A 23,772-nucleotide genomic window follows, 5' to 3' on the forward strand; every position below is an offset into this window, starting at 1 on the left:
GACACCGTGGAGGCCGGCCACCTGAGGGGGGCCGTCCACTGGGGACGCGGCGGCGATGCGGGCGGTGCGGGACCGGCCCGCGTTTCAGGGCGAAGCGCGTGAAGGCCCCCTTCCCTCGGCTGAGCCGAGGGAAGGGGGCCTTCACGCGTAAGGGAGAGCTACCGGACCGAGCGCTCCTTCTTGGCCCGCGCGGAACGGGTGCAGACCTCACCGACATCGACCGTCTGGCCGCGGTCGATGTACACGTCCGCCAGCCCGACGAGCTTGCCCTTCGGCGACGTACAGGTCAGCTGGTACGCCTCCTTGGGGCCGTAGGTCGGCGGGATCGGCGACTGGAACGACACGCCGCCGGTCCAGTCGTCCACAGTGGACGGATTCGCCTGCGAGTAGTTGACCAGCACGGCCGTGTAGTCCCCGGCGGGCGGGTCGTACAGGATCGCGTGCTCTTCCGTGGTCGAACCGTTCGCCGACGACGACACCATGTTGCCCGCGGAGTCGAAGACGTACAGGTCCCAGTCCGTGTCCTGGCTGGCCCACTTGACGTCGACGCTGAACTTCCCGTTGTCGACCTTGGGGAGCCCGTCGACGTGGAACGTGAAGCTCTCCGAGGTCGGGTCCGTCGGGTAGTTCTGGTTGATCGCCGGGACCCCGGCCGGGTTGACGGCCTGGATCGCGGGCTGCGCCGGACCCTGCGGCTCGCGGCCGTAGCGGCCCGCGACGTAGGGCCGGGTCGACGGGTTGATCGACCACGCGAACCGCCCGCCGGTGGAGGACAGCGACGAGTTCAGGTCGTCGGTGACGTAGATCGGCGGCTTCGTCGAGCCGTCCGGCTGCACCACCGGCGAGGTCGGCGTCTGGAAGGTCTTGTGCAGCTTCAACTGGTAGCCCTTAGGCGCCGTACCGATCAGCGTCGAATGCGCCGCCGGGTCGGCGGTGTTGGCCAGCATGTCGATGAACGCGGCACGGTTTCCGCCCTTGCCCGCACCGGCCGCGGGGGCGACACCGGTGTACTCGGCGACGACACCTTCGGCGAACGGCGGGTGGAACTCGTTCGGGCCGACCTCGAACGTGAAGCCCCAGCCACCGGTGGCCCAGTACGACCAGTCCTCGGTCGAGCCGGTCGTGTCGTAGAGCGCCCACGACGGCTGGCTGGTGTACCCGTTGCGCGAGGCCATCTTGTCGCCGAGCGCCTTGTACGCCGGCTCGTCGAGCGGCGGGCGGACGGCGGCGACACCCGGGACACGCAGCACCAGGTTGGAGTAGGTGTGCAGCGTGATCAGGTTGGTCACCTGGCGGTTGGACACGATCGAGCGGATGTTCTGCGTCTCCGGCTCGGAGAACGGGCCGGAACCACGGAACGTGTCACTGCGCCACAGGGTCGACGCGCCGGCGCCGCCCCAGAAACCCGCGTAGTTGCGGTTCGGGTCGGTTCCGCGTTCACGGCCGGCGGGGTTGGCCTTGCAGACGCCGGTCGCGAACTCCTTGGGCGAGTCGTTGACGTTGCAGTTCTTGCGCTTCATCTCGTAGTCGAACCGCGAGAAGTCGCCCTTGGGCTCGGCCTCACGGGAGATTTCGAAGCCGTCGGGGTTGACGATCGGCACGATGATGTTGCGCGTCCGGCCGACCAGGCCGCGGATCTCGGCGTTGCCGCCGGTGTAGCCCTTGACCAGCTCGTGGGCCCACTCCATGGCGTGCTCGCCCGCCGGCCACTCCCGGGCGTGGTGCACGCCCATGGTGAAGTTGACGGGTTTGCCGTCCGCGATGTTCTTGACGTCGCTCGCGACCTCCAGGCCGATTACGTCACGGCCTTCCCAGGTCGGCTGCGGCAGCGTGAACGCCGTGACGAGCTTGGGGTTCTTGCGGGCCAGTTCCTTGACCTCGAACTGGTAGTCGTAGAGGTGCCGGTAGCTCGTCCGCCCGGACGGCAGCGTGGAGCCCGGCGTCTTCGCGGCGTACTCACGGTCGGTCTTGGCGTTCTGGATCGACTTCGCCGAAAGGTCGGCCTCGACCACCTTCGACTTGAAGCCGTTGTCCGCCAGAGTCTTGCGGTCGGTGTCGTTGGCGAGGACGACCTCGACACCGGTGGCGTCGGCCTTCTCGGTGACGTCGAGGCCGAGCCGGAGCAGCTTGTCCTTGTCCTGCTTGCCCGGGGTCTCGACGCGGACCAGTTCGGCGCGCTGCGGCGCGTGCGCGGCACTGGTCGGCGTCCCCTGCGGCGTGAGGGCGAGGAAGTCGACCCCCAGCAGCGCGTCCCGCGTCTTCCCGTCGTACCGGCAGGTCTGCACGACCAGCTGCTGGTCCTTCTTCACGAATCCTTCGGCGAGTTCGTGGCTGCGCAACGCGGCGGACGCGGCGACCACGGCGCCGGTGGCCTTGTCGAAGACCGCGAGGTCCCAGTCGCCCTCACCGCCGCCACGAGGCGCGATCCGCGCCTGGAGCAGACCGTCCACTGTGGACGTGAACTCACGCCGGTCGGTACCTGCCGTGCCCGGCTTCTGGAGCGCGGCGAAACAGGAACGAGGCACGGCCCGATCGGCCCGGACCACGTTGTCCGCGGCCACCGCCGTCGTGGCCGACGGAAGTGCCACGAAGGTGCCGGCGAGCACCAGGGTCGCCGCCGTCCATCCCGCTCTTCGCCGGTTTGGTGAATACCCCACAGACTGACCTCCTTGGACAGTCCGGTGACCGGGTGAGGTCACCGGTAGCGAGACCCTAGACCCGGGACGCCACCGGGGGGACCCGCCACAAGTCGGCTGCACCCCTTTCGGCCCAACGATCTCACCGACCGTGGCGGAACGATCACCGGGTTTCCTGTCGATTCCGACAGGAAAGCCTAAGAAAACCTTCAGGTTGGGTCGTTACCGTTCAACCATGACGACGCGCCAGGTCACCGCCAGGTCACCGCTGGCCCTGCTGGCCGCCGTGGCCTCGGTCGCCGGCGGAGCGCTGCTGATCCTGCTCCTGCAGGTCCTCCCCGCCACCAGCGACATCAGCCCCGTCCGCCGCACCATCAGCGAATACGCGCTCAGCGAGCACAAGTGGATCTTCGACGTCGCGGTCCTGCTGGTCGCGCTGGGCTCGGCGATCGGCTTCGGCGCGCTGATCCGCCGCAAGCACCTTCCCGTCCTGTCGGCGGCATCGGTCTTCTGCGCCCTCTGGACGGTGAGCCTGGTGGTGATCGTGGCGTTCCCCAAGAACAACTGGGCGATCGGACCGAGCACCGGCGGGACCGTGCACCGGATCGCGAGCGTCGTGGCCTTCGTCTGCCTGCCCTTGGCCGTGTGGTTCGCGGCGAAGGCGGTCTTCCCGTCCTCCCCCGCGCGGCGCGCGGTGACGCGAGTGCTCGCGGTGGCGGCCCTGGCCTGGTTCGGCGTGATCCTCGGGGCGATCGTGGTCTCGATGAACGGTGGCGAGCCCTGGTGGCGGGCGATCCCGCTCGGGCTGGTCGAACGCGCCATGGCGCTGACCGGGCTGCTCGCGCTCGCGTCGCTGCTCATCCCCGCGCGCGTGGTCACCGCACCGGTGACCGAGCAGGCCGAAGCGCTCGAGACCGCGTCCTGAAAGTTCCTTCGGGCGTCCTGTCCATTTGACGGTCTCCCGCTCGTAGCGGTGTCGTGCGGCGAGCAGGCCGCGCGGAAACCAGAACGGGAGTACACCGTGAAGTACATGCTGCTGATCCAGGCCGCGACCGGCGACGCCGAGCCCCAGTGCACCTTCGAGGACTGGATGGCCTACGACAAGCAGGTCAAGGACGCCGGGATCTGGTCCGCCGGGGAGTCGCTGGCCGACCTCGTCACCGCGACGACGGTGACGGTCGACCGGGACGGGAAGCGGACGGTGACCGACGGGCCCTACGCCGAGACCCGCGAGGTGCTGGGCGGTTTCTACGTCATCGACGTGCCGGACCTGGACGCCGCGCTCGACTGGGCGGCCCGCTGTCCCGGCGCCCGGGACGGCTCGGTGGTGGTCCGCCCGGTCGCCGACTTCTCCGCCTGACCGTGGACGAGCGGAGCGCCGGCGTGGCGTCGGTCGAGGCGGTGTTCCGCGAGGAACGGGGCAGGCTCCTAGCCGCGCTCGTGCGCCGCTTCGGCGACTTGGACCTGGCCGAAGAGGTCACGTCCGAGGCGATCGAAGCGGCGCTGGAGCGCTGGCCGGTGGACGGTGTCCCGCCGAGGCCGGGTGCGTGGCTGATGACCACCGCGCGGCGCAAGGCGGTCGACCGGCTGCGCCGTGACCAGGCCTACGCCGCCAAACTCGCGGTCCTGCAGGTGGAACTGGATCGAGCCGATCCCGCTCCCGCGGCGGACGCCGGGGACGGCCTGCCGGACGAACGGCTGCGGCTGTTCTTCACCTGTGCCCATCCCGCCCTGCCCGTCGAGGACCGGGGCGCGCTGACCCTGCGGTTTCTCGCCGGGTTGACCACGCCGGAGGTGGCGCGGGCCTTCCTCGTCCCGGTGCCGACGATGGCGAAACGGATCGTGCGGGCGAAGAAGAAGATCAGCGAGGCCCGGATCCCGTTCCGCGTTCCCGGTCCGGACGAACTACCGGAGCGGCTGCCGGATGTGCTGCAGGCGATGTACTCGATCTTCACCGAGGGGTACGCGGCCAGTTCGGGAGCGAGTCTGCAGCGGGCCGACCTCGCCGAGGAGGCCATCCGGCTCGGCCGTGTCCTGCGCGGGCTGATGCCCGCCGATCAGGAGGTGGCGGGGCTGCTCGCGCTGATGCTGCTCGTCCACGCGCGGCGGGACGCCCGGACCGGGCCGGACGGCGAACCGGTCCTCCTGGCGGACCAGGACCGGAGCCGGTGGGACCGGGAACTGATCGAAGAGGGCGGTGCCCTGGTGGTCGCCTCGCTGACGGGCGGCCCGCCTGGCCCGTACGGGGTGCAGGCCGCGATCGCGGCCCTGCACGACGAAGCGGCCGATGTCGAAACCACCGACTGGCCGCAGATCGTGGCGCTCTACGACGTCCTGATGACCTTGGCGCCCTCCCCCGTCGTCGCGCTCAACCGCGCCGTGGCCGTCGCCCTGCGCGACGGCCCGGCCGCGGGGCTCGCGCTGCTCGACGAACTGACCGGCGAACCGATGCTCCGGGGCTATCCTCCCTTCGCGATCGCCCGGGCCGATCTGCTGCAACGGCTGGGCCGCGACGACGCGGCGGCCACGGCCTACCGTGAAGCGATCGCGCTCGCCCCGACCGAACCCGAACGCGCACACCTGCGGCGAAGGCTCGCCGCGCTCGAATCCCTTGCGGAGACACGATGACCGCCGAACAGCTCGCCCGCGCCTGGGACCAAGCCGCCGCCGGCTACGACGCCTACTACGTTCCCCGGTTCGCGCCGTGGGTCTCCGCCGCGGTACGGGCTCTCCCCTCGGTTCTGCCCGAGGGCCCCGTTCTCGTCCCCTGCAGCGGGACCTTCCCGGAACTCGACGAACTCAGCGGGCACTTGCCCGGCCGCGAGATCGTCGGCATCGATCTGTCCGCCGGCATGGTCGCGAGGGCGAGGCGACGGGCCGCGGGCAATCCACTCGTGCGCGTGGTCGAGGGTGACGCCTCGGAACTCGATCCGGCCTCGGCCGCCGCGGTCGTCTCGGTCTTCGGCCTCCAGCAACTACCCGAACCCGACGCCGCGCTCCGGTCGTGGGCGGGCGCGCTTCGCCCGGGCGGCGTGCTTTCGGTCGTCTACTGGCCGCACAGCACCGAACCGGGCGGACCGTTCACGGTGCTGTCCGACGTGCTGCGGGAACGCGTCCCCGCGGGCGATCGCTCCTGGGAAGAACGGCTCGTGCCCGCGCTGGAAGACGTCGTACTCGAACGCTACGAACCCTTGTCGTTCCCGATGGTCCACCCCGACGCCGGCACGTTCTTCACCGCGCACACCCGGTCCGGACCGATGCGGCCACTGGCGGACGCGCGCGGTGAAGAGTTCATCGCCGTGCTGCGCGCGGAATTCCTGCGAAGGGCGCCGGAAGGGGAATGGCACCACCGTCCGTCTGCCCGGCATATCGTCGCGCGGGCGGCAGACCGGGCTTGACCTCGTCCTCGTCCTCAGCCTTGCGCAGGCGTGCTGTGCAGACCGAAAGGTGCACCACGTTGGCGCGTTTGTGGTGGCGGTACACGTGGACGTCGGAGGCGAAGCACGCCGCCGCGAGCAGGGCCCGCCGCTGCTCGATGCGCTCGTAGCCGACCCCGGCCGGGCAGAACAGGGTGACCTCGACCTCGTCGCCGCGCGGCTTGGTCCACAGGATCACCGGCAGCTTGCCGTCGAGCGTGCACACCCTGGCCCGGGCGAACCCGGTCCGCAGCCGGTGCTGCACGACGATCGAGCGGAGCCGGTCGCGGAGGAAGCGCCGCGCCGAGCGCCAGTAGAACAGCCAGTTCGCGACACCGAACAGCACGACCGCGCCCCAGATCGGGCCGACCGCCTGGAAAAGGGAGAACAACGCGTACGGGAGCACGATCAGCGCACCGATCTCGTACCGCCAGTGATACAAGGCGGTGACCGGGTTGGGCCTCCTGACCACCGTGATCTCCCTGGCCAGCTCGGCGATCGCCTGGGGTTCCTGCCAACGGCTCATGACCTTCCTCCTGTCCGTCCGGCGGTTTGCGCGGCGGCCACGGCCGCCGCGGGAATGGAGCGGACGACACCGGCACCGGCGCAGTCCGGGCAAACGGCGTCCTCGTAGGGCCACCACCCCGTGCCGCCGCAGGGCGCGCACGCGTGGACGGTGTCCCAGCGGGGGTCGCGGTAGACGCGGCGCCTGCTGTTCGGCACCCGCGACACCTGCCAGCCGCGAGCGGCCGCGCGCGTGTCCTCGCCGGTCGCGAAGAGCCATTCGTGGAAGCGTTCGAGAAGCCGATCGAACCAGGACCGGGGCGCTGCCGTGTGGTTCTCGTGGTGGGACATGAGGTTCACCCCCGATGCAGCCAAGCGCGAACTCGGGTCGGCCCACACGGCGCCTACTCCGGCATTCGTGTGGCCCACAGGCGACGCGAGCGGGGTCAGATGCGCAGCGTTACATTCAGTTGGCTGACAGCATCCATTCTCCGGTCGTGCCCAGGCCGGACCAGTCCTCGTGACCGGGTGGGTCACGCACACCAGGACCAGGTGGAACAGGGTCCATCGCGGCTTTCGACACGTTGTGACCCGACGTTGACCGACGCGCCAGCACGGTTCGATCCCCTTGCTGTACTCTCCCCGTTGTGTGCACGTTCAGTCACCGCCCTACATTGCCTACCAGAGGTAGGTAAGCCTGTGTCTAGTGCCTACATGAAGCCTACATCGGCCGGGCAGGGGCCGGTAAGCCCTGATGCGGAAACCGTTACCGCGTCGGGTGTCGGACGTGAGCTGCGGCGGCTGCGCAAGGCCGCGGGCGAAACGCAGGCGGAGACCGCCCGGATCATCGGCGTCACCAGGGCGAACCTGACCCAGTGGGAAACCGGGAAATACCTGCCGTCGGCGCACAACGCGCGTCAGCTCGACGATCACTTCCGCGCCGCGAACGCGCTGTTCACGCTGGTGGAGACCGCCCGTTCACCCCACGAGCACGCGCCGCACGCGGTCGGCGACGCCGCCACCGTCGACACCTCGCGGTCGCTGCTGCAGGTCTTCCACACCGTCGGCGCCAAACTCGCCGAGCGCCTGATCCGGGACGAGCACGGGAAACCGCTGGGCTGGCGGCACAACCTGCAGAAGAGCACCGGCCCGAAGGCGCTCAGTACCGCGTACGGGATCAACACCATGCTGGTGGTAGGCGATCCCTACATCGACCTACATACGCTCGCCGAAGATCTGTACCGGCTGCAATCGGCACAGGGCTGGCGTGGCCGCGCGGGCGGCAAACGGCCGGAGACGACAGCGTCCGTTGTGGACGCGCTCTTCCGCACCAGCACCATGTCCGCCGACGAAGGGCTGGACCAGCTCGAAGGGTCGCTCGACCCGTACAGCAGGACCCGCCCCTACCTGTTGTCCGCCGTGCTGCACACGGCGGTCCGGCTCCGGCCGGACGCCCCGCTGACCGACCGGCTGATCGACGCCCTCCTGGCGGCCCGGCTCGACTTCGACGGCTCACAGCTGTGGCCGGAGAAGAACGAGGCCGGGCTCGTCGCCCCGGAGGCCTCGGTGGTGCACACCGCGCGGTCGGTCGTCGCTCTGCGGGAAGTCCTGCGCAGCCGTGAAGATCGCAACGACGTCCGTGAGGCGGCCGACGAAGCCACACAATGGCTCATCGACCGGTCGCATTCGGACGATGGCGTGGCCGAGGATCTCGAAAGGCCTCGCCCCGACGGGGAAGGAACGACCCGGATCATCATCCGGCACTTCACCGCAGCCTGGGTCGTCCAAGCGCTCGCCACCGCCCCCTTCCTGCCACTCCCCCGGCTCAACCGGGCGCTCGGAACCCTTTGGGAGCGCTACGACGCCGATCAGGGATTGTGGGCCTGGGGAAGCGGCGACCTACCCATCTGGCAGACCTTGGACGCAGTCACCGCGCTCCGCGCGGCCGCATTCGCCGCCGCCGGGCCCCCGCTCAGCCCTCCAGGAACTCCAGGTACGACTGCATGATCGACACCCCGCCCCCGACCCTCACGGCCGCTCCCGCGGGCGCGCACGCGTTCCTCCGTGACCTCACCGGGAGCCGCCCCGGCCACGGCGACGCGGACCTTCCCTGGCTGCGCACGGTCGCGCACCGGGTACAGGACTCCCCCGGCGCTTTCCTTTCGTGGCTCGAAGAAATCCTCGACGACGAGGAAGCCGTCCACGCCGCGGCGAAACGTTCCTACTGGCATCCCAACGGATTCGCCAAAATGGTGCTCCACGCCTCCGCCGATTTCCGTATCCGGCTCCATGTCTGGCCGGAATCCGCGGAGCCGTCCCGCGGCGAATCCAATCCGCATAGCCATCGATGGGAATTCGCCTCGGCCATCGTCGCGGGCGAAGGCCTGCACATGGTCGAGTTCCGCGAAACGACCGAAGGCGGGAAGCCGTACGACCGGTACCGCTACGGCGCCGATCCGGCGAATCCGGCCGCGTTGCTCGCGGACGGCGCCGCCCGGCTCGCGGTGGAGAAGACCCCGCACGTCCGGCTCGGTGACGTCTACCCGTGCGATACCGCCGTCGTCCACACCGTCCGGCCCATCGCCGCGGGATTGACCGCGACGGTGGTGATCCAGGGACCGCACCGCACCGGCACCACGGTCGTGTACTGCGAGCCCGGCGAGTCCGACGACCAGCCCAACGGCGAACTGACCGAGACAGATTTCCGCGTCCTGGTCGGCGCCGTCGCGAAAGCGGTGGCGTCATGCCGTTGACCTGGCCCGCCCCGCGCCGCGGAATCCTGACCGACCGGGCCATCAAACGCGCGCACCGCACCGGCGAACTCACGATCACCCCGTTCGAACCCGGCCTCGTCCGCCCCGCCGCGATCAGCCTGCGGCTCGGACGCCAGGCGTTCGCGCTGGAATCGACCGGGACCGTCGACATCGCCGACCGGAGCACATATCCGGAGCTGCGGCCGAAGGAACTCGACGCCGAAGGCAGGCTGCGCGTCGAGCCCGGCGAAGTCGTTCTCGCGCCGACGTTGGAGAAGATCGGGCTCTCGGAAAGGCTCGCCGGGCTCGTCGACGGCACCAGCGATTACGCGCGGCTCGGCATCAGCGTCGTCCTGTGCGGTCAGGTCAGCCCCGGCTTCGGCAGTGAGACCGGCGCCGTGCTGACCCTGGAGATCGTGAACCACCTGCGGCATCCGGTGCTCCTGCACCCCGGAACGCGGATCTGCAACCTGATGCTGTTCGCCTCCACCGGCAGCGAGCAGCCCTACGGCACCATGCCGAACAACTACTCCCGCGACCACGACGTCGCCCCGTCCCGATTGGCGGATCATGTCGGGCGTAACTGAACTTTCGCCGGTGGGCGACGACGTCCAGCTCGGCGAACTGGGCGAGCACGCGATCCTGGAACACATCCTGCGGCCGCGTTACGGCGGTGTCCGCGGGTTCGGGGACGACTGCGCGGTCCTCGACGCCACGGAAGGGCTTCGTGGCGAACTGGTCGCCACCACCGACAGCTGCCCCACGCCGCTGGTCACCATCCTCGGCGAAACGGATCCCTATCACGCCGGGTGGCTGCTGGCGACGATCAACCTGTCCGATCTCGCCGCGGCCGGCGCCACCCCGCTCGGCCTGGTCGTCAACTACACCCTGCCGAAGACGACCACGGCGGGCGAGTTCCGGCGGCTTCTCGACGGCGTGGACGACTGCACGAAGGTGCACGGCACCAAGGTCGTCGGCGGCGATCTCCGGGACGGCCCGGTCCGGCAGCTCACCGCGACCGCGATCGGCCGGTGCGTCCCCGGCGGGCGGCTCGGTCGCGCGGGTGCCGAAGCCGGCGATCGGCTGCTGCTGGTCGGTTCGCCCGGCTATCTCTGGGCGTACGCGTTGCTCGTCGAAAAGCAGGCACGGCTTCCCGGATCTGTCGTCGCGGACATCCGCGAGCGCGCCTGCCGTCCGATGGCCCAGGTGGCGGCGGGCCGGATGCTCGCCACGGCCGGGCTGGCGCGCGCGGCGATGGACGTCTCCGACGGTCTCTTCCCGACCGTGCGGACCCTGTGCGGTGCCAACGGTCTCGGCGCGCGGATCACCACGGACATCCGGCTGGACGACGCGCCCGCCGACGTCTGCGCGCAGTCGGGGCTCGGCCCGTTCGAGCTCGCGCAGGCCTGGGGCGACTGGACACTCGTGGTCGCCGTGCGGCCGCAGGATGTCGAACTCGCCAAGAAGACCCTCGCCGGCGAAGGTGCCGCGGCCCAGGAAATCGGCTCCCTGGTGGCCCGCGAAGAAGGCATTTCGCTGGACGACGGCGAACTCTGGGAAGGGATCGCGCAGGAGCGCTTCTCGCCCAGTTCCTGGCACGGCGGCGAGGTGCCGAAGCTGATCACCGAGGTCCTCGGCAGGCGAGCGGGCTGACCACTGCTGGGCTTGGCCGGAGGTCGCGAAAGCCACTTTCGAGACGTCTGATGTCCCGAAAGTGGCTTTCGCGACATGTCCTCCACAACTCCCCAAGCCTTCAGCGTCGGCCTCGCCAAGCCGGACGTTCGCCAACGTCGCACTTATGCCATCACTAAATCTGGGATCAATCCCCTGTTCGCTCTACAAAGCGACCGCTCAGTACGGCAGACTCGGGCTCACTTCCACTCGACGACGAGGAGAACACCCGTGACCGAACACCCCTCCCGTGTAGCGATCGTGACCGGCGCCGGCCGCGGCATCGGGGCGGCCGTGGCCAAGCGCCTCGCTTCCGACGGGTTCGCCGTCGGCCTGCTGGACCTCGACGAGGCGGGCGTCAAGCAGGGGGCCGAAGCGATCGTCGCCGAGGGCGGCAAGGCCGTCGGTGTCGCGCTGGACATCAACGACGCCGCACAGGTCGAAGCCGCGGTGACCCGGGTGGCCGAGGAACTCGGCGCGCCGACCGTGCTGATCAACAACGCCGGTATCACCCGCGACAACCTGCTGTTCAAGATGACCGAACAGGACTGGGACTCGGTGCTGGGCGTGCACCTGAAGGGCTCGTTCCTGATGACCCGCGAGGTGCAGAAGTACCAGACGCAGGAGAAGTGGGGCCGCATCGTCAACCTGTCCAGCACCTCGGCGCTGGGCAACCGCGGCCAAGCCAACTACTCCGCGGCCAAGGCCGGCATGCAGGGCTTCACCAAGACCCTCGCGATCGAGCTGGGCAAGTTCAACGTCACCGCGAACGCCATCGCCCCCGGGTTCATCGCCACCGACATGACCGCGGCGACCGCCGAGCGGATCGGCATGTCGTTCGAGGACTTCAAGGCGGCGGCCGCGTCGCAGATCCCGGTGCAGCGTGTCGGCACCCCCGAGGACATCGCCAACCTCGCGTCGTTCCTGGTGAGCGACGGTGCCGGGTTCATCTCCGGCCAGGTCATCTACGTCGCCGGCGGACCGAAGGACTGAGCCATGCGCGAATTCGCCTCTCTGCAGGAGTTCGAGAACGCCGTCGGCGAGCACTTCGGCTACAGCGACTGGCTGACGCTCACCCAGGACCGGGTGAACCTGTTCGCCGACGCCACCGACGACCACCAGTGGATCCACGTCGACGTCGAGAAGGCCGCCGAGGGCCCGTTCGGCGGCCCGATCGCCCACGGTTTCCTGACGCTGTCGCTCATTTCGGGCTTCGTCGGGAAGCTCTACCGGGTCAACGGGCTCACGATGGGCATCAACTACGGGTTGAACAAGGTCCGGTTCCCCCAGCCGGTCAAGGTCGGCGCGAAGATCCGGGCGGGTGCCGAGCTGGTCGAGGTCACCGACGTCGCCGGCGGTAAGCAGGCCGTCGTCAAATGGACGATCGAGATCGACGGCGAACCCAAACCGGCGTGCGTCGCGGAGATGGTCGTCCGGCTGATCGCCTGACAAGGTGACGTCCGGCACCTCGCCGGACCACCCCTACCCGACATACCGACTGGTCGGTACTGTAACCGGAAAGCGAGCCGCTGGAGGCACCATGAACCAGTCCGACCTGCCGGGCCTCGACCTGGCCAGGCTCAAGGCCCATCTGGACGAGCACCAGCCGGGTCTCGTCCAAGGAGACTTGAGCGGCCAGGTCGTGGAGGGGGGCCGGTCCAACCTCACCTACATCGTGGGCGACGGCCGGTCCCGCTGGGTGGTCCGCCGCCCGCCGCTGGGCCACGTCCTGCCGACCGCGCACGACATGGGCCGCGAGTACCGGGTGATCTCCGGGCTGCACGGCACGGCGGTCCCGGTGCCGGAAACCGTGCTGCTGTGCGAGGACACCGACGTCATCGGCTCGCGGTTCTACGTGATGGAGTTCGTGGAAGGCACGCCCTTCCGCTCCGACACCGAACTCGCCGCGCTCGGCCCCGCCCGGACAAAGGCGATCGCGGAGGAACTGGTCGACACCCTGGTCGAACTGCACGCCGTCGATCCGGAATCGGTGGGGCTGGGCGATTTCGGCCGCCCTGAAGGCTTCCTCGAACGCCAGCTGCGGCGCTGGAAGAAGCAGCTCGACGGCAACCGCAGCCGCGACCTCCCCGGCGTCGACGAGCTCCACGACCGGCTCGCCTCGTCGGTACCCGAATCGGGCAAACCGTCGATCGTGCACGGCGACTACCGGCTGGACAACGTGCTGGTGAACGCGGACGACCGGATCACCGCGGTGCTGGACTGGGAGATGTCCACCCTCGGCGATCCGCTGACCGACCTCGCGCTGCTGGTGGCCTACGCCGAACGCGACAAGGTCTCGCTGCAGTTCGTGTCCAACGCCAGCTCGGCGCCGGGTTATCCGCGCAACGACGAGGTCATCGCACGGTACGCCGAGCGTTCCGGGCGCGACGTCTCCCGGCTCAACTGGTACGTGAGCTTCGCGTTCTTCAAACTCGCGGTGATCCTGGAAGGCATCCACCTCCGCTACAGCAAGGGACAGACCGTCGGCGCCGGATTCGACGGCATCGGCTCCGGCGTCGTCCCGTTGATCGCGCACGGCAATGAGACTCTCAAGGAAGAGGGATAGCGATGGACTTCGCCTTCGACGCGAAAACCGAGGAACTGCGGGGGAAACTCCTCGAGTTCATGGACTCGCACATCTACCCGGCCGAGGCCGTCTTCGAGCGGCAGCTGGCCGAGCGCGACAGCGAATGGGCGCAGCCGCCGATCGTCGAAGAACTCAAGGCCGAGGCGCGCAAACGCGGGCTGTGGAACTTCTTCCTCCCCGGTGACCACGGCGCCGGGCTGACGAACCTCCAGTACGCGCCGCTGGCCGAGATCACCGGCCGCAGCCTCCGGCTCGCGCCGACCGCGCTGAACTGCGCGGCTCCGGACACCGGGAACATGGAGGTCCTCACCATGTTCGGCACCGAGCAGCAGAAGAAGCAGTGGCTGCAGCCGTTGCTGGACGGCGAGATCCGGTCCGCCTTCGCGATGACCGAGCCCGACGTCGCCTCCTCCGACGCGCGCAACATCGCCACCAGCATCCGCCGCGACGGCGACGAGTACGTCGTCAACGGCCGGAAGTGGTACATCTCCGGCGCGATGAACCCGAACTGCAAGATCTTCATCGTGATGGGCAAGACCGATCCGGACGGCCCGCCGCACAAGCAGCAGAGCATGATCCTGGTCCCCCGCGACACCCCCGGTATGACCGTGAAACGCGGTATGCACGTGTTCGGCTACACCGACGGGGATCACGGCGGCCACGCCGAAGTGGTCTTCGAGGACGTCCGCGTGCCCGCGGAGAACCTCATCGCCGGCGAGGGTGACGGGTTCGCCATCGCGCAGGCCCGCCTCGGACCGGGGCGGATCCACCACTGCATGCGCGCCATCGGCATGGCCGAACGCGCGCTGGAACTGATGTGCCGCCGGGCGCTTTCGCGTGAGACGTTCGGCAAGCCGATCGCCGAACAGGGCGTGGTGCAGGACTGGATCGCCGAGGCCAGGGTCAAGATCGAGCAGCAGCGCCTGCTGGTGCTCAAGACCGCGTGGCTGATGGACACGGTCGGCAACCAGGGCGCGCACACCGAGATCCAGGCGATCAAGATCTCCACGCCGATCACCGTCGAGTGGATCCTCGACAAGGCCGTGCAGCTGTTCGGCGCGGGCGGCGTCAGCCAGGACTTCCCGGTCGCCGAGATGTGGGCGCAGGTGCGGACGCTGCGGCTCGCCGACGGGCCGGACGAGGTGCACAAGCGCTCGCTGGCGCACCGTGAGCTGAAGAAGTACCGCGGAGAGGTGACGAAGTGACCACTGTGGACGATCTCAAGCGGCGCGTGGCCGAGCTGCTGGCCGCGTATCCGCCGGAAAGCACGCCACGTCAGGACTTCCTCGACGCCCGGTTCGACGCCGGGCTGGCGTGGATCCACTTCCCCGAAGGCCTCGGCGGCCTGAACGCGCCGCGCTCCCTCCAGTCCGTCGTGGACAACGAGCTCGCCGCGGCGGGCGCGCCGGACAACGACAAACGGCGGATCGGGATCGGCCTGGGCATGGCCGCACCGACCATCCTCGCCTTCGGTACACCCGAACAGCACCAGCGCTTCCTTCGTCCACTGTGGACCGAACGCGAGGTGTGGTGCCAGCTGTTCAGCGAGCCGGGCGCCGGATCCGACCTGGCCGCGCTGGGCACCCGGGCGGTCCGCGACGGCGACGACTGGGTGGTCACCGGCCAGAAGGTCTGGACGTCGGGCGCGCACAAGTCGCAGTGGGCGATCCTGGTCACCCGCACCGACCCCGACGTGCCGAAACACCGTGGCATGACGTACTTCCTGTGCGACATGACCGCCCCCGGCGTCGAGGTCCGGCCGCTGCGCCAGATCACCGGCGAGGCCGAGTTCAACGAGGTCTTCCTCAGCGAGGTCCGCATCCCCGACGCGCACCGCCTCGGCGCGGTCGGCGAGGGCTGGAAGGTCGCGCAGACCACACTGATGAACGAACGCGTCGCGATCGGCGGCACCGAGTTCCCGCGCGACGGCGGCATGGTCGGCGTCGTCGCCCAAACCTGGCGGGAGCGCCCGGAGCTGCGCACCTCCGAACTGCACGACAGGCTGCTGAAGCTGTGGGTGGAGGGCGAAAGCCTGCGACTGGTGAGTTCGCGGCTGCGCCAGCAGCTCGCCGCGGGCGCGCCGGGACCTGAGGGGTCCGCGGTCAAGGTCGCGTTCTCCGAGCTGAACCAGGCCGCTTCCGGGCTGGAGATCGAACTGCTCGGCGACGAGGGCCTGCGCTACGACGACTGGACGATGCGGCGTCCCGACGGCGTGAACTTCCTCGGCCGCGAGGCCGGTTACCGCTATCTGCGCGCGAAGGGCAACTCCATCGAGGGCGGCACCTCGGAGGTCCTGCGCAACATCATCGCCGAGCGCGTGCTGGGGCTGCCGTCCGAGCCGCGGATCGACAAGGACGTCGCCTGGAAGGACCTGCCCCGATGACCGACCTGCTGTATTCCGAGGTCGAAGAGGACCTTCGCGCCAGCGTCCGCGATCTGTTCTCCGATCGGGCGGAACCGGCGGCCCTGATCGCCAGGACCGAGACGGCGGAACCGTACGACCTGAAGCTGTGGCGCACGCTCGCCGCCGACCTCGGCGCGGCGGGCCTCGCCGTCCCGGAGGCACTGGGCGGGCACGGCGCCTCGGCCCGGGAAGTCGCCGTCGTGATGGAGGAACTCGGGCGCAGCGTCGCCCCTGTCCCCTATCTCGGCAGCGCCGTCCTGGCGACGTCGGCCCTGCTGGCGGCGGACACGTCGCAGGCGGAAGTGGCCGAACCGCTCGGGAAACTGGCCGCGGGCACGGTCATCGGCGCGCTGGCGATCCCGCTGTCGACCGCGCCCGGTGCCGAGTTCCCCTCGACGGTCACGGCGTCCGCCGACGGCACGCTCAGCGGCCAGGTCCGCAGCGTGGTCGACGCGTCGGTGGCCGAACTGATCGTCGTCCCGGCGGTGGGACCCGACGGCCCCGGCCTCTACACGATCGACGCGTCGGCGGCGGGCGTGACGGTCGCCGAGGCGATTTCCCTCGACCTCACCCGGCGCATCGCCGACGTCACCTTGGAGAACGTGGCCGCGAAACGCGTCGCCGGCGGCTCGGTGGCCGCGTCGGCGCTGGACACGGCACTCGTCACCGCGGCGGGGCTGCTCGCCTCGGAACAGCTCGGGATCGCCGAATGGGCGCTGACCGAAACGGTGCGCTATCTCAAGGAGCGCTACCAGTTCGGCCGTCAGGTCGGTTCGTTCCAGTCGCTGAAGCACCGGCTGGCGAACCTGTACACGGATCTGGTCAACGCCAGGGCGACCGCGCGCTACGCCGCCGACTGCCTGGCTTCCGGCGACGACATCGCGATCGCCGTCGCGGTCGCGCAGGCCCGGAACTCCCCCATCGCCGTCCACGCCGCCGAAGAGGCGATCCAGTTGCACGGCGGGATCGGCATGACCTGGGAGCACCCCGCGCACCTGTACCTGAAGCGCGCGAAGAGCGACGAGATCGCGTTCGGCACTCCTGGGCGGCATCGCGCCGCTCTCGCACCGCTGATCGATCTGCCCGCCTGACCCACCCGGCGGGGTCCGTCCCGGAAACTGTCGGACCCCGCCGGTACAACTGTTCGAACATCCGATCGAACAGGGAGTCAGCATGAAACCGCTCGTGGCCACCGCGAAGACCCAGGGCGCGCGGGAGAACGACTTCGCTCACTGCGTGGAAGGCGAACTGCTCTGGGTCGCCCCGCCCTGCGGCGACGGCGAGAGTTCGCCCGATTCCGGCTGCGGCTGCGGCCGGGCGTTCGGCGGGCTGAGCTCGCACCGCGGAACGACGACGGCGCTCGTCGCGGACCTGCCCGGCTTCACCTTTTCCGACTACGCCGACGCGTTGCGGTCGAGTCTGGCCGCTCAGGGCTGGCCGCCTGAAGCAGCCGAAGACGTGGCGACGGATCTGCTCGCCCTCGCGTCCGAGTGGGAGGTGGGAACGGTGCTCGAACGCCGCGACGACTGGTTCGCCGAACGCCTCGTGCCCGCGCCACCGGGCTGAGCGCTACTCGGGTCGCAGCGCGGCCAGCAGGAGATCGGCGAAGTGATCGCCGATCTGGCGGGCCGAAAGCGCGCCGCCGCGCCGGTACCACGAACCGAGGTGGTGCACCGACCCGAAGAAGAAGTCGACGATCACGTCGGCCGGTTTGTCCGCGCGGAACTCGCCGGACTCCTGGCCTTCCTCGATCAGCGTGCGGAACCGCTCGTGGTACTTGCGGCGTTCCGCGCGGACGGCCTTCTGCTTCTCCACGCTGAGCTGGTGCATGGACTGCATGAAGATCGTGTTGTCGTCGAGGTTGTCGATCGTGCTGACGACGACGTCGGAGGCGGCGGAACGCAGCCGTTCCCGCAGCGGAGCCTCGCTCGAAACCACTTTTTCCAGTTGCTCGGTCTGCGCGCGCAGCACCCGGGCGTAGATCTCGTAAAGGAGGTCGTCCTTGGAGCCGAAGTAGTGGTACATCGCGCCCTTGGTGACCCCGGCGGCCTCGACGATCTCCTGCACGGAGGTGCGGTCGAAACCCTTCTTCGCGAAGAGCTTCGTGGCGTGCGACAGCAGACGGCGCGGGACGGCGGCCTGGTCTTCGCCGCCTGCCTCGGCCTTCCTGGTGGTCGCTCGTGTCATGGCCGGCCCCTTCTCGTGCGGACACTCAGCATACCGGCCGGTTTGTCGACGGCCGGGGAACCGCCGGTTCCCGGGAGTGATCACCGGCCACTGGGCGCCCGGGAGGGCCTCGATCGCCCGATTCATACGGTTGGGTGACGGCCAGCCTGGTCCCGTCCTGGTGAACTGGGCGCATGAGCACCAGGCACCCGGGCGCCGGGACGGGACCATGGGCGGACGTCCGCGTCGGGGAGGTCGGGATCCTGCGGGACGAAGCCGCGCTGGGCACGACCCCGCTGACGGTGCTCGCCGGGGAGCCGGGCTGCGGCCGCGGCACGGTGCTGGACAAGCTCGCCGAGGAGCTCACCCCGGCGGCCAAGGTGCTGGTACTGCGGCTGGCCGAGCTCGACCGGACGCTCCCGTACGGGGTGATCTTCCGGCTGCTCGTCCTGCTCGGCGGCGGCCGGGCCGAGGAGGAGCCCGCGCGGCGCTCCGTGCTGGCCATGCTGGCCAGGGCGGGCGAGACCACGCCGACCCCGGAGACCGTCGCGAAGATCGCGACCGTCGTGTTCGCGCTCCTCCGCGCCCAGACGCCGCTGGTGGTCCTGGTCGACGACGCGCAGTGGCTCGACGAGCACACCGCCCGGCTGGTGAGCGCGCTGCTGCACCGTTGCACGGCGGAGACACCGATCAGCGTGGTCGCGACGGTGCGGGTCGGCGCGGGCGACGACCTGTCCGAGAGTCCGGCGCTGAAGGGCGCTTTCGCCCGGCTCGTGGCGAGCGGGCGCGCGAAGTTGCGGTTCCTCCGGCCGCTTTCGCGCGCGCAATCGCGCTCACTGCTGACGGGACTGGTCTCGGCCTTGCCGAACGACGGCCTGGTGAGCGAGCTGCACACCGCCGCCCGGGGCAATCCCGCCGCCCTGACCGCGCTCGTGCGCGGCTACCGGGCGGCCGGAGCCCTGCGGATCGTCGACCGCACGGCGTACCGCGTCGAGCGGGTCGATCAGCCGGTGGCCATCGAGGAGCACCCGCTCCTGCTGGCGGTGACCGAGGCCGGTGGCGGCGTGAGGGAAGTGGCCGAGACGATGGCGGTGCTCTGCCCGCTCGGCACCGCCGCCCCCGGCCTGGCCGCGACCGCGCTCGGATGGGGCGAGGACGATCTCCGGGCGGTGCTCGACAGGCTCGTCGCCGAGCGTGTCCTGGTGCGGGAGCACGACGGCGGGCACCGGTTCCGGGTCCCCGCCGTGCGAGACGCCCTGCTGACGAAGCTCGGGCCGTACGCCTCGCGCAGCCTGGCCGCTCAAGCGGTCCAGGCGGTGTGGTCCGGCTCCGCGTCCACCTCGGATCCTGACGTGGTGCTCGACTGGATCACCCAGGCCGGGTCGCTCATCGACACGCGCCGTGCGTCGCGCGAACTCCTCGAAAACGGCAAGCGTGTCCTGTTCACCGACGGCGCGAAGGCGGAACGCTGGCTCCACGCGACGCTGTCCTGGGTGACCGAGCCACCGGCGCGGACGGTCGTGCTGATGCTGTTGAGCGCGGCGAAGGCGTTGCACTACCGGGCGGCCGAGGCCGGGGACTGCGCGCGGCAGGTGCTCTGCAAACATCTCGGCCACCTCGAACCCGCGGAGGCGCAGGAACTTTCGGTCGTGTTCATCTCCGGGCTCGCCGCCCGTGGCGACCTCGGTGAGCTCGCCGAGATCGCCGCGGGCGCGTCGCCGGTGCTCCCGGACGATCCGGCGCTGATGGTCATCAACCGGGCCTATGCCCTGGTGCTGAGCCATCGGTGGATCGAGGCGCGCGACCTGCTGGAGCGGGCGCGCGCGGTGTGGACCGGCAGCAACGACATCACCGCGGACTTCGGCATGATCTTCATCGCGGCCTGCGGCGTCGTGCTCGGCGACACCTCCCAGCTGCAAACGCTCATCGCGCATCCGGAACTGTGGCGTGCGGCGCATCTTCCGCAGTACCGCGTCGAACAGCGCCGATTCGAGGTGGAGATGCTGCTGCAGCTGGGAGAACTCCGGCAGGCGCGACGGCTGATCACCGAGGCCGGGATGAGCCTGGACCAGTTGCCGGGGCCCACCCTGTTCGCGCTGAACTACCTCGGCGGGGACTGGCCGGAAGCGATGGAACTGGCCCGGCGGACGATATTGGGCGGCACCGATCCGGCCCGGCCGCTGCACTGCCTGCTGACCCACTGCGCGATCCGGATCCTCGGCGCGCAGGGCAGGCTCTCCAGGGCCAGGGCGCTGGCCACCGACAGCCGCCCGTCCGGGATCCGGCACACGATCGATCTCGCCGAATCCAGCGTGCTCAGCAAACTCGGTGACACCGAAGGCGCGGACGCGTTGCTGTACTCCGCGGCGCGCAGCGCCGACGCGGGCGGCTATCTCCTGGGCACCGAAGACCTCTGGGCCGACCTGGCGCGCTCCGCGCTGGCACGGAACAAGCAACGCGAGGGTGAACACTGGGTGCGGCGGTCCGCGCGCACGGCGACCCAGCTCGACACCGCCCGCGCGCACCAGAACCACTACCTCGCCCGCGCTGCGATCCATCGCGAACCCGCCTCCGCCCGGCGCGCCGCGGCCATCGCGCGCGAACGCCGGGACGTTCCCTACGAGTCGGCGATGACGCTCCTTCGGGCGGGCCTCGCCGGGCACCGCCCGGAGCAGTCGTGGACCGAGGCATACGAGCTGTTCGGCGAGGTCGACGCCTGGTACTGGCGTGGACGGGTACGGAAACTGTTGCGCGACAACGGGTTCGCCGGGCCCGGCCGGACGGAGACGACCGCCGAGAACGAACGGCTGCTGGCGATCCTCGTCGCCGAGGGGCTCACCAACCGTCAGCTGGCGGTCGTCCTCGAAACCAGCGAGAAGAGCGTGGAGGGCAGGCTCAGCAGGCTGTTCTCCCGGACCGGGTACGCGTCCCGGGTGGAACTAGCGGCGGCGATCCTGACCGGCGAATACCTGACCTGACCCGCATTCAGAGGACTGAATGCGGAGTGGCGCGCGCGTCTAGCAGGTGCGAACGTCCACAGTCAACACATCGGGCGGTAACTGGCATCGTTCTCGGGTGCCACTGGCACCGAGCCAGTATCCGCGCCGCGGCGTTGTCCGGGGGCGGGGTGCGGGGCCACGGTGGAGATCGTCTTCGCAAGTCCCGAACAAGGTGGTGACCCCGTGCGTTTCGACCTCCTCGGCCCCTTCAACGTCGTGCACGACGGACGTCCGGTCGTGTTGCGCGGGGCGACCCAGCGGGCCGTGCTCGCCTATCTGCTGTTGCGGCACAACGAGGTCATCGCCACCAGCACGCTGCTGCAGGCGATCTGGGCGGACGAGATCCCGGCCACCGCGCGCAAGATGGTGCAGAACGCCGTTTCGGGGCTGCGCTCGACGCTGGCCCAGCGGACCGGCGCCACCGAGCAGGCGATGCTGCTCACGCACGCGCCCGGTTACCTGCTGCGCGTCGACAGCGAGCAGGTCGACGCCGCCCGGTTCCGGCGGCTCGCCACCGAAGGACGGACGGCGCAGGCGGCCGGTGACGCCGAGCAGGCCGTGTCGGCTTATCGCGACGCGCTCTCGCTGTGGCGCGGCCCGGTGCTCGCCGACCTCACCGAGACCGGCGTGGTGTGGCCCGAACTGGTCGCGCTGGAGGACCAGCGGATCGCCGTCCACGAGGATCTTTTCGGGCTGGAGCTGGACCGCGGGCACCACCATGAGGTGCTCACCGATCTGCGCGGGCTGGCGGAGGCCAACCCGAACCGCGAGCGGCTCAACGCCCAGCTGATGACCGCGCTCTACCGCTGCGGCCGTCACGTGGACGCGCTCGAGGTCTACCGCGCGACGCGGGCCAGCCTCGCCGAGGGGCTGGGCCTGGAGCCGGGCAAGGAGCTGCGCGAGCTGGAACGCGCGATCCTCCAGCACGACGAAACCCTGCTCACCCGGCGGCCGGATCCGGCGCCGCGTCCCGAACCCGAGCCCGCCCCCGTGGTCGAGCCGCTGCCCTTCACACCCGCGCCGGTGATCGCCTTGCCCCGTACGGAGCCCGTCGAGAGCGAGCGGAAGCCCGTCGTCGCGGTCGGGGTCGCCCTCGCCACGCCGGACGACGATCCGGAAGAAGCCGTGGAGGCGCAGGCGCGGTTGCGGACCGTCGTCGAGGAGGAGGCCATCGCCGCGGGCGCGTATCTGCCCGGCGAGTCGGGGCCGGTCGTGCTGGCCCTGTTCGGTCTCCCCCGGACCGGTGACGACGACGCCGTCCACGCGACCCGGACGGCGTTGCGGATCCTCGACCGGCTGGCCACGGCCGGGATCGCGACCCAGATCGGGGTCGACAGCGGCGACGTTCTCGTCGAGTTCACCGCCGACGGCCCCGGGCAGGTGGCGGGTCCCGTGCTGGACCGCTGTGTCCGCTCGGCCCTGCGCGCGCCCGAAGGCCGGATCCGCGTGTCGGACGCGGTCCGCGAAGCCTCCGAGCCCGCCGTGGTGCACGAAGCGTCCGAAGACTCGCCTGGCTGGTGGCACGCCGTCTCGGCCCGCCAGCATCCGATCGCGGAGCCCGCCGATCCCGGTGGCTTCGTCGGCCGTGACCACGACCGCGACCTGTTGAACCACCTGCTCGGTTTCGTCGAGCGCGGCCGGCGCCCGCATCGGGTGACGGTGTTCGGTGAGCCCGGGATCGGCAAGACACGGCTCCTCGCCGAGTTCGCCCAAACCCTGTCCGAGCAGCCCCGGATCCGGGTGCTGGACGCCGGGGCCGACGTCACCGAGGCGTTCGCCGTCGTTCCCGGGCTGCTCCCCCAGACCACGTCCCGGCTGCGCACCGAGGGCGGAGACGCGGCGCTTCGGGCCGCGGCCACCGAACTGACCGCCTACGGGCCGCTCGTGGTGCTGGCCGACGACCTGCACCGCGCCGACACCGAGACCCGCGACTCCGTCGACAGGCTCGGTGAAGCCTGCGCGGGACTGCCGGTGCTGATCGTCGCGTCCGCGCGGCCCGGGCTGCTGGAAGCCGAACACGGCGAGCGATGCGGCACGACGGTGACGCTCGCCCCGCTCGCCGACGAAGCCGTCGGCAAGTTGCTCGACAAGCTGCTGCCCGGCACCGCCCGGCTCATCCGCGGCAGGCAGGAACTGATCACCAGGATCGGCGGGAACCCCAGGTTCGCGCACGCGTACGCCGAGGAGGTACACGGCCGCACCACCCCGTTTCCGGGCCTCGGCCAGGCGATGACGCCGCCGCTGGTCCGCCGGACGCTCGCCGCGCAGCTCGACAGCCTGCCCGCCGCCGAGAAGTCGCTGCTGAAGGCGGCCAGCCTCACCGGGAACGCCTTCACCGCCGAGGACGTCGCCGCGGTCTGCGGCCGCGACACCGCCGAGATCGAGGGGACGCTGTCCCGGCTCGCGAGCCTCTCGGTGTTGCGCCGTGAGGACGACGAGGGCTACACGTTCCGGCGGGCGACCTTGCGGGAGCTGGTCTACCAGCGGATCCCGCGCGCGACCCGCACCGCGCTGCTCCGGCGCCCGGCCCCGCGCCGCGTCGAAGCCCTCGCCTGACCGAAACGCCACCGGCACCGAAGACGTAACTCGCGTGATTGAGCACGTAACTCGCGTGATTGGAGGCGTAACTCGCGTGA

The 23,772-nt window shown here is 70.2% G+C and carries 21 protein-coding genes; 17 read left to right on the forward strand and 4 right to left on the reverse strand.

Annotated features, from left to right (window positions below; translation table 11 throughout):
* Positions 1 to 158: 158 nt before the first annotated feature.
* The gene (locus ACXIZN_RS17735; protein WP_457955735.1) at positions 159 to 2,657 is read right to left on the reverse strand and encodes a M14 family zinc carboxypeptidase; all 2,499 of its coding nucleotides are present in this window, start codon (positions 2,655 to 2,657) and stop codon (positions 159 to 161) included.
* Positions 2,658 to 2,871: 214 nt separating this feature from the next.
* Here ACXIZN_RS17735 and ACXIZN_RS17740 point away from each other — a divergent pair, with 214 nt between their 5' ends.
* The 4 genes from ACXIZN_RS17740 (at position 2,872) to ACXIZN_RS17755 (ending at position 6,034) form a co-directional block, all read left to right on the forward strand.
* Positions 2,872 to 3,561, forward strand: coding sequence for a DUF998 domain-containing protein (locus ACXIZN_RS17740; protein WP_457955736.1), 690 nt, complete (start codon positions 2,872 to 2,874; stop codon positions 3,559 to 3,561).
* Positions 3,562 to 3,657: 96 nt separating this feature from the next.
* Complete coding sequence (locus ACXIZN_RS17745) at positions 3,658 to 3,996, forward strand: YciI family protein (protein WP_457955737.1); 339 nt, start codon at positions 3,658 to 3,660, stop codon at positions 3,994 to 3,996.
* Between the two features lie 23 nt (positions 3,997 to 4,019).
* Positions 4,020 to 5,264, forward strand: a complete 1,245-nt coding sequence (locus ACXIZN_RS17750; protein ID WP_457955739.1) for an RNA polymerase sigma factor — start codon at positions 4,020 to 4,022, stop codon at positions 5,262 to 5,264.
* The gene (locus ACXIZN_RS17755) at positions 5,261 to 6,034 is read left to right on the forward strand and encodes a class I SAM-dependent methyltransferase (RefSeq protein ID WP_457955741.1); all 774 of its coding nucleotides are present in this window, start codon (positions 5,261 to 5,263) and stop codon (positions 6,032 to 6,034) included. Before ACXIZN_RS17750 ends, ACXIZN_RS17755 begins: the two co-directional genes overlap by 4 nt.
* Here ACXIZN_RS17755 and ACXIZN_RS17760 read toward each other — a convergent pair.
* Positions 5,928 to 6,578, reverse strand: coding sequence for a hypothetical protein (locus ACXIZN_RS17760; RefSeq protein ID WP_457955742.1), 651 nt, complete (start codon positions 6,576 to 6,578; stop codon positions 5,928 to 5,930). The genes ACXIZN_RS17755 and ACXIZN_RS17760 overlap by 107 nt on opposite strands.
* Positions 6,575 to 6,907, reverse strand: a complete 333-nt coding sequence (locus ACXIZN_RS17765) for a hypothetical protein (protein ID WP_457955743.1) — start codon at positions 6,905 to 6,907, stop codon at positions 6,575 to 6,577. The genes ACXIZN_RS17760 and ACXIZN_RS17765 overlap by 4 nt, the downstream gene beginning before the upstream one ends.
* A gap of 363 nt (positions 6,908 to 7,270) precedes the next feature.
* Between ACXIZN_RS17765 and ACXIZN_RS17770 the strand changes: the two genes are divergently transcribed.
* The 11 genes from ACXIZN_RS17770 (at position 7,271) to ACXIZN_RS17820 (ending at position 17,537) form a co-directional block, all read left to right on the forward strand.
* Entirely contained in the window at positions 7,271 to 8,563 is a 1,293-nt protein-coding gene (locus ACXIZN_RS17770; protein WP_457955744.1) for a helix-turn-helix transcriptional regulator, read from the forward strand.
* Entirely contained in the window at positions 8,560 to 9,309 is a 750-nt protein-coding gene (locus ACXIZN_RS17775) for a hypothetical protein (RefSeq protein ID WP_457955745.1), read from the forward strand. The genes ACXIZN_RS17770 and ACXIZN_RS17775 overlap by 4 nt, the downstream gene beginning before the upstream one ends.
* Positions 9,300 to 9,896 (forward strand): dCTP deaminase, encoded by a 597-nt coding sequence (gene dcd, locus ACXIZN_RS17780; RefSeq protein ID WP_219152951.1) that lies wholly within the window; start codon positions 9,300 to 9,302, stop codon positions 9,894 to 9,896. Before ACXIZN_RS17775 ends, dcd begins: the two co-directional genes overlap by 10 nt.
* The gene (locus tag ACXIZN_RS17785; RefSeq protein ID WP_457955747.1) at positions 9,880 to 10,962 is read left to right on the forward strand and encodes a thiamine-phosphate kinase; all 1,083 of its coding nucleotides are present in this window, start codon (positions 9,880 to 9,882) and stop codon (positions 10,960 to 10,962) included. The genes dcd and ACXIZN_RS17785 overlap by 17 nt, the downstream gene beginning before the upstream one ends.
* Before the next feature lie 249 nt (positions 10,963 to 11,211).
* Positions 11,212 to 11,973, forward strand: a complete 762-nt coding sequence (gene fabG / locus ACXIZN_RS17790) for a 3-oxoacyl-ACP reductase FabG (protein ID WP_457955749.1) — start codon at positions 11,212 to 11,214, stop codon at positions 11,971 to 11,973.
* A 3-nt stretch (positions 11,974 to 11,976) separates the two neighbouring features.
* The gene (locus tag ACXIZN_RS17795; RefSeq protein ID WP_126735814.1) at positions 11,977 to 12,429 is read left to right on the forward strand and encodes a MaoC family dehydratase; all 453 of its coding nucleotides are present in this window, start codon (positions 11,977 to 11,979) and stop codon (positions 12,427 to 12,429) included.
* A 91-nt stretch (positions 12,430 to 12,520) separates the two neighbouring features.
* Positions 12,521 to 13,546 (forward strand): phosphotransferase family protein, encoded by a 1,026-nt coding sequence (locus ACXIZN_RS17800; RefSeq protein ID WP_457955751.1) that lies wholly within the window; start codon positions 12,521 to 12,523, stop codon positions 13,544 to 13,546.
* Positions 13,547 to 13,548: 2 nt separating this feature from the next.
* Positions 13,549 to 14,772 (forward strand): acyl-CoA dehydrogenase family protein, encoded by a 1,224-nt coding sequence (locus tag ACXIZN_RS17805; protein ID WP_192745152.1) that lies wholly within the window; start codon positions 13,549 to 13,551, stop codon positions 14,770 to 14,772.
* On the forward strand, positions 14,769 to 15,950 hold the full coding sequence (locus ACXIZN_RS17810) for an acyl-CoA dehydrogenase family protein (RefSeq protein WP_457955752.1): 1,182 nt from the start codon (positions 14,769 to 14,771) through the stop codon (positions 15,948 to 15,950). The genes ACXIZN_RS17805 and ACXIZN_RS17810 overlap by 4 nt, the downstream gene beginning before the upstream one ends.
* Entirely contained in the window at positions 15,947 to 17,062 is a 1,116-nt protein-coding gene (locus tag ACXIZN_RS17815) for an acyl-CoA dehydrogenase family protein (RefSeq protein WP_457955753.1), read from the forward strand. Before ACXIZN_RS17810 ends, ACXIZN_RS17815 begins: the two co-directional genes overlap by 4 nt.
* Before the next feature lie 82 nt (positions 17,063 to 17,144).
* Entirely contained in the window at positions 17,145 to 17,537 is a 393-nt protein-coding gene (locus ACXIZN_RS17820; RefSeq protein WP_457955755.1) for a DUF7715 family protein, read from the forward strand.
* A gap of 3 nt (positions 17,538 to 17,540) precedes the next feature.
* Here the strand turns inward: ACXIZN_RS17820 and ACXIZN_RS17825 are convergent, their stop codons facing one another.
* A complete protein-coding gene (locus ACXIZN_RS17825) occupies positions 17,541 to 18,158 on the reverse strand; it encodes a TetR/AcrR family transcriptional regulator (RefSeq protein ID WP_192745156.1) in 618 nt (205 codons plus the stop codon).
* 173 nt (positions 18,159 to 18,331) lie between these two features.
* On the opposite strand from ACXIZN_RS17825, the gene ACXIZN_RS17830 reads away from it, so the two are divergent.
* Both ACXIZN_RS17830 and ACXIZN_RS17835 read left to right on the forward strand, forming a co-directional pair.
* The gene (locus ACXIZN_RS17830) at positions 18,332 to 21,115 is read left to right on the forward strand and encodes an AAA family ATPase (RefSeq protein WP_457955756.1); all 2,784 of its coding nucleotides are present in this window, start codon (positions 18,332 to 18,334) and stop codon (positions 21,113 to 21,115) included.
* A 204-nt stretch (positions 21,116 to 21,319) separates the two neighbouring features.
* Positions 21,320 to 23,692, forward strand: a complete 2,373-nt coding sequence (locus tag ACXIZN_RS17835) for a BTAD domain-containing putative transcriptional regulator (RefSeq protein WP_457955757.1) — start codon at positions 21,320 to 21,322, stop codon at positions 23,690 to 23,692.
* Positions 23,693 to 23,772: the final 80 nt, after the last annotated feature.

Source organism: Amycolatopsis sp. TRM77291, from assembly GCF_054166285.1.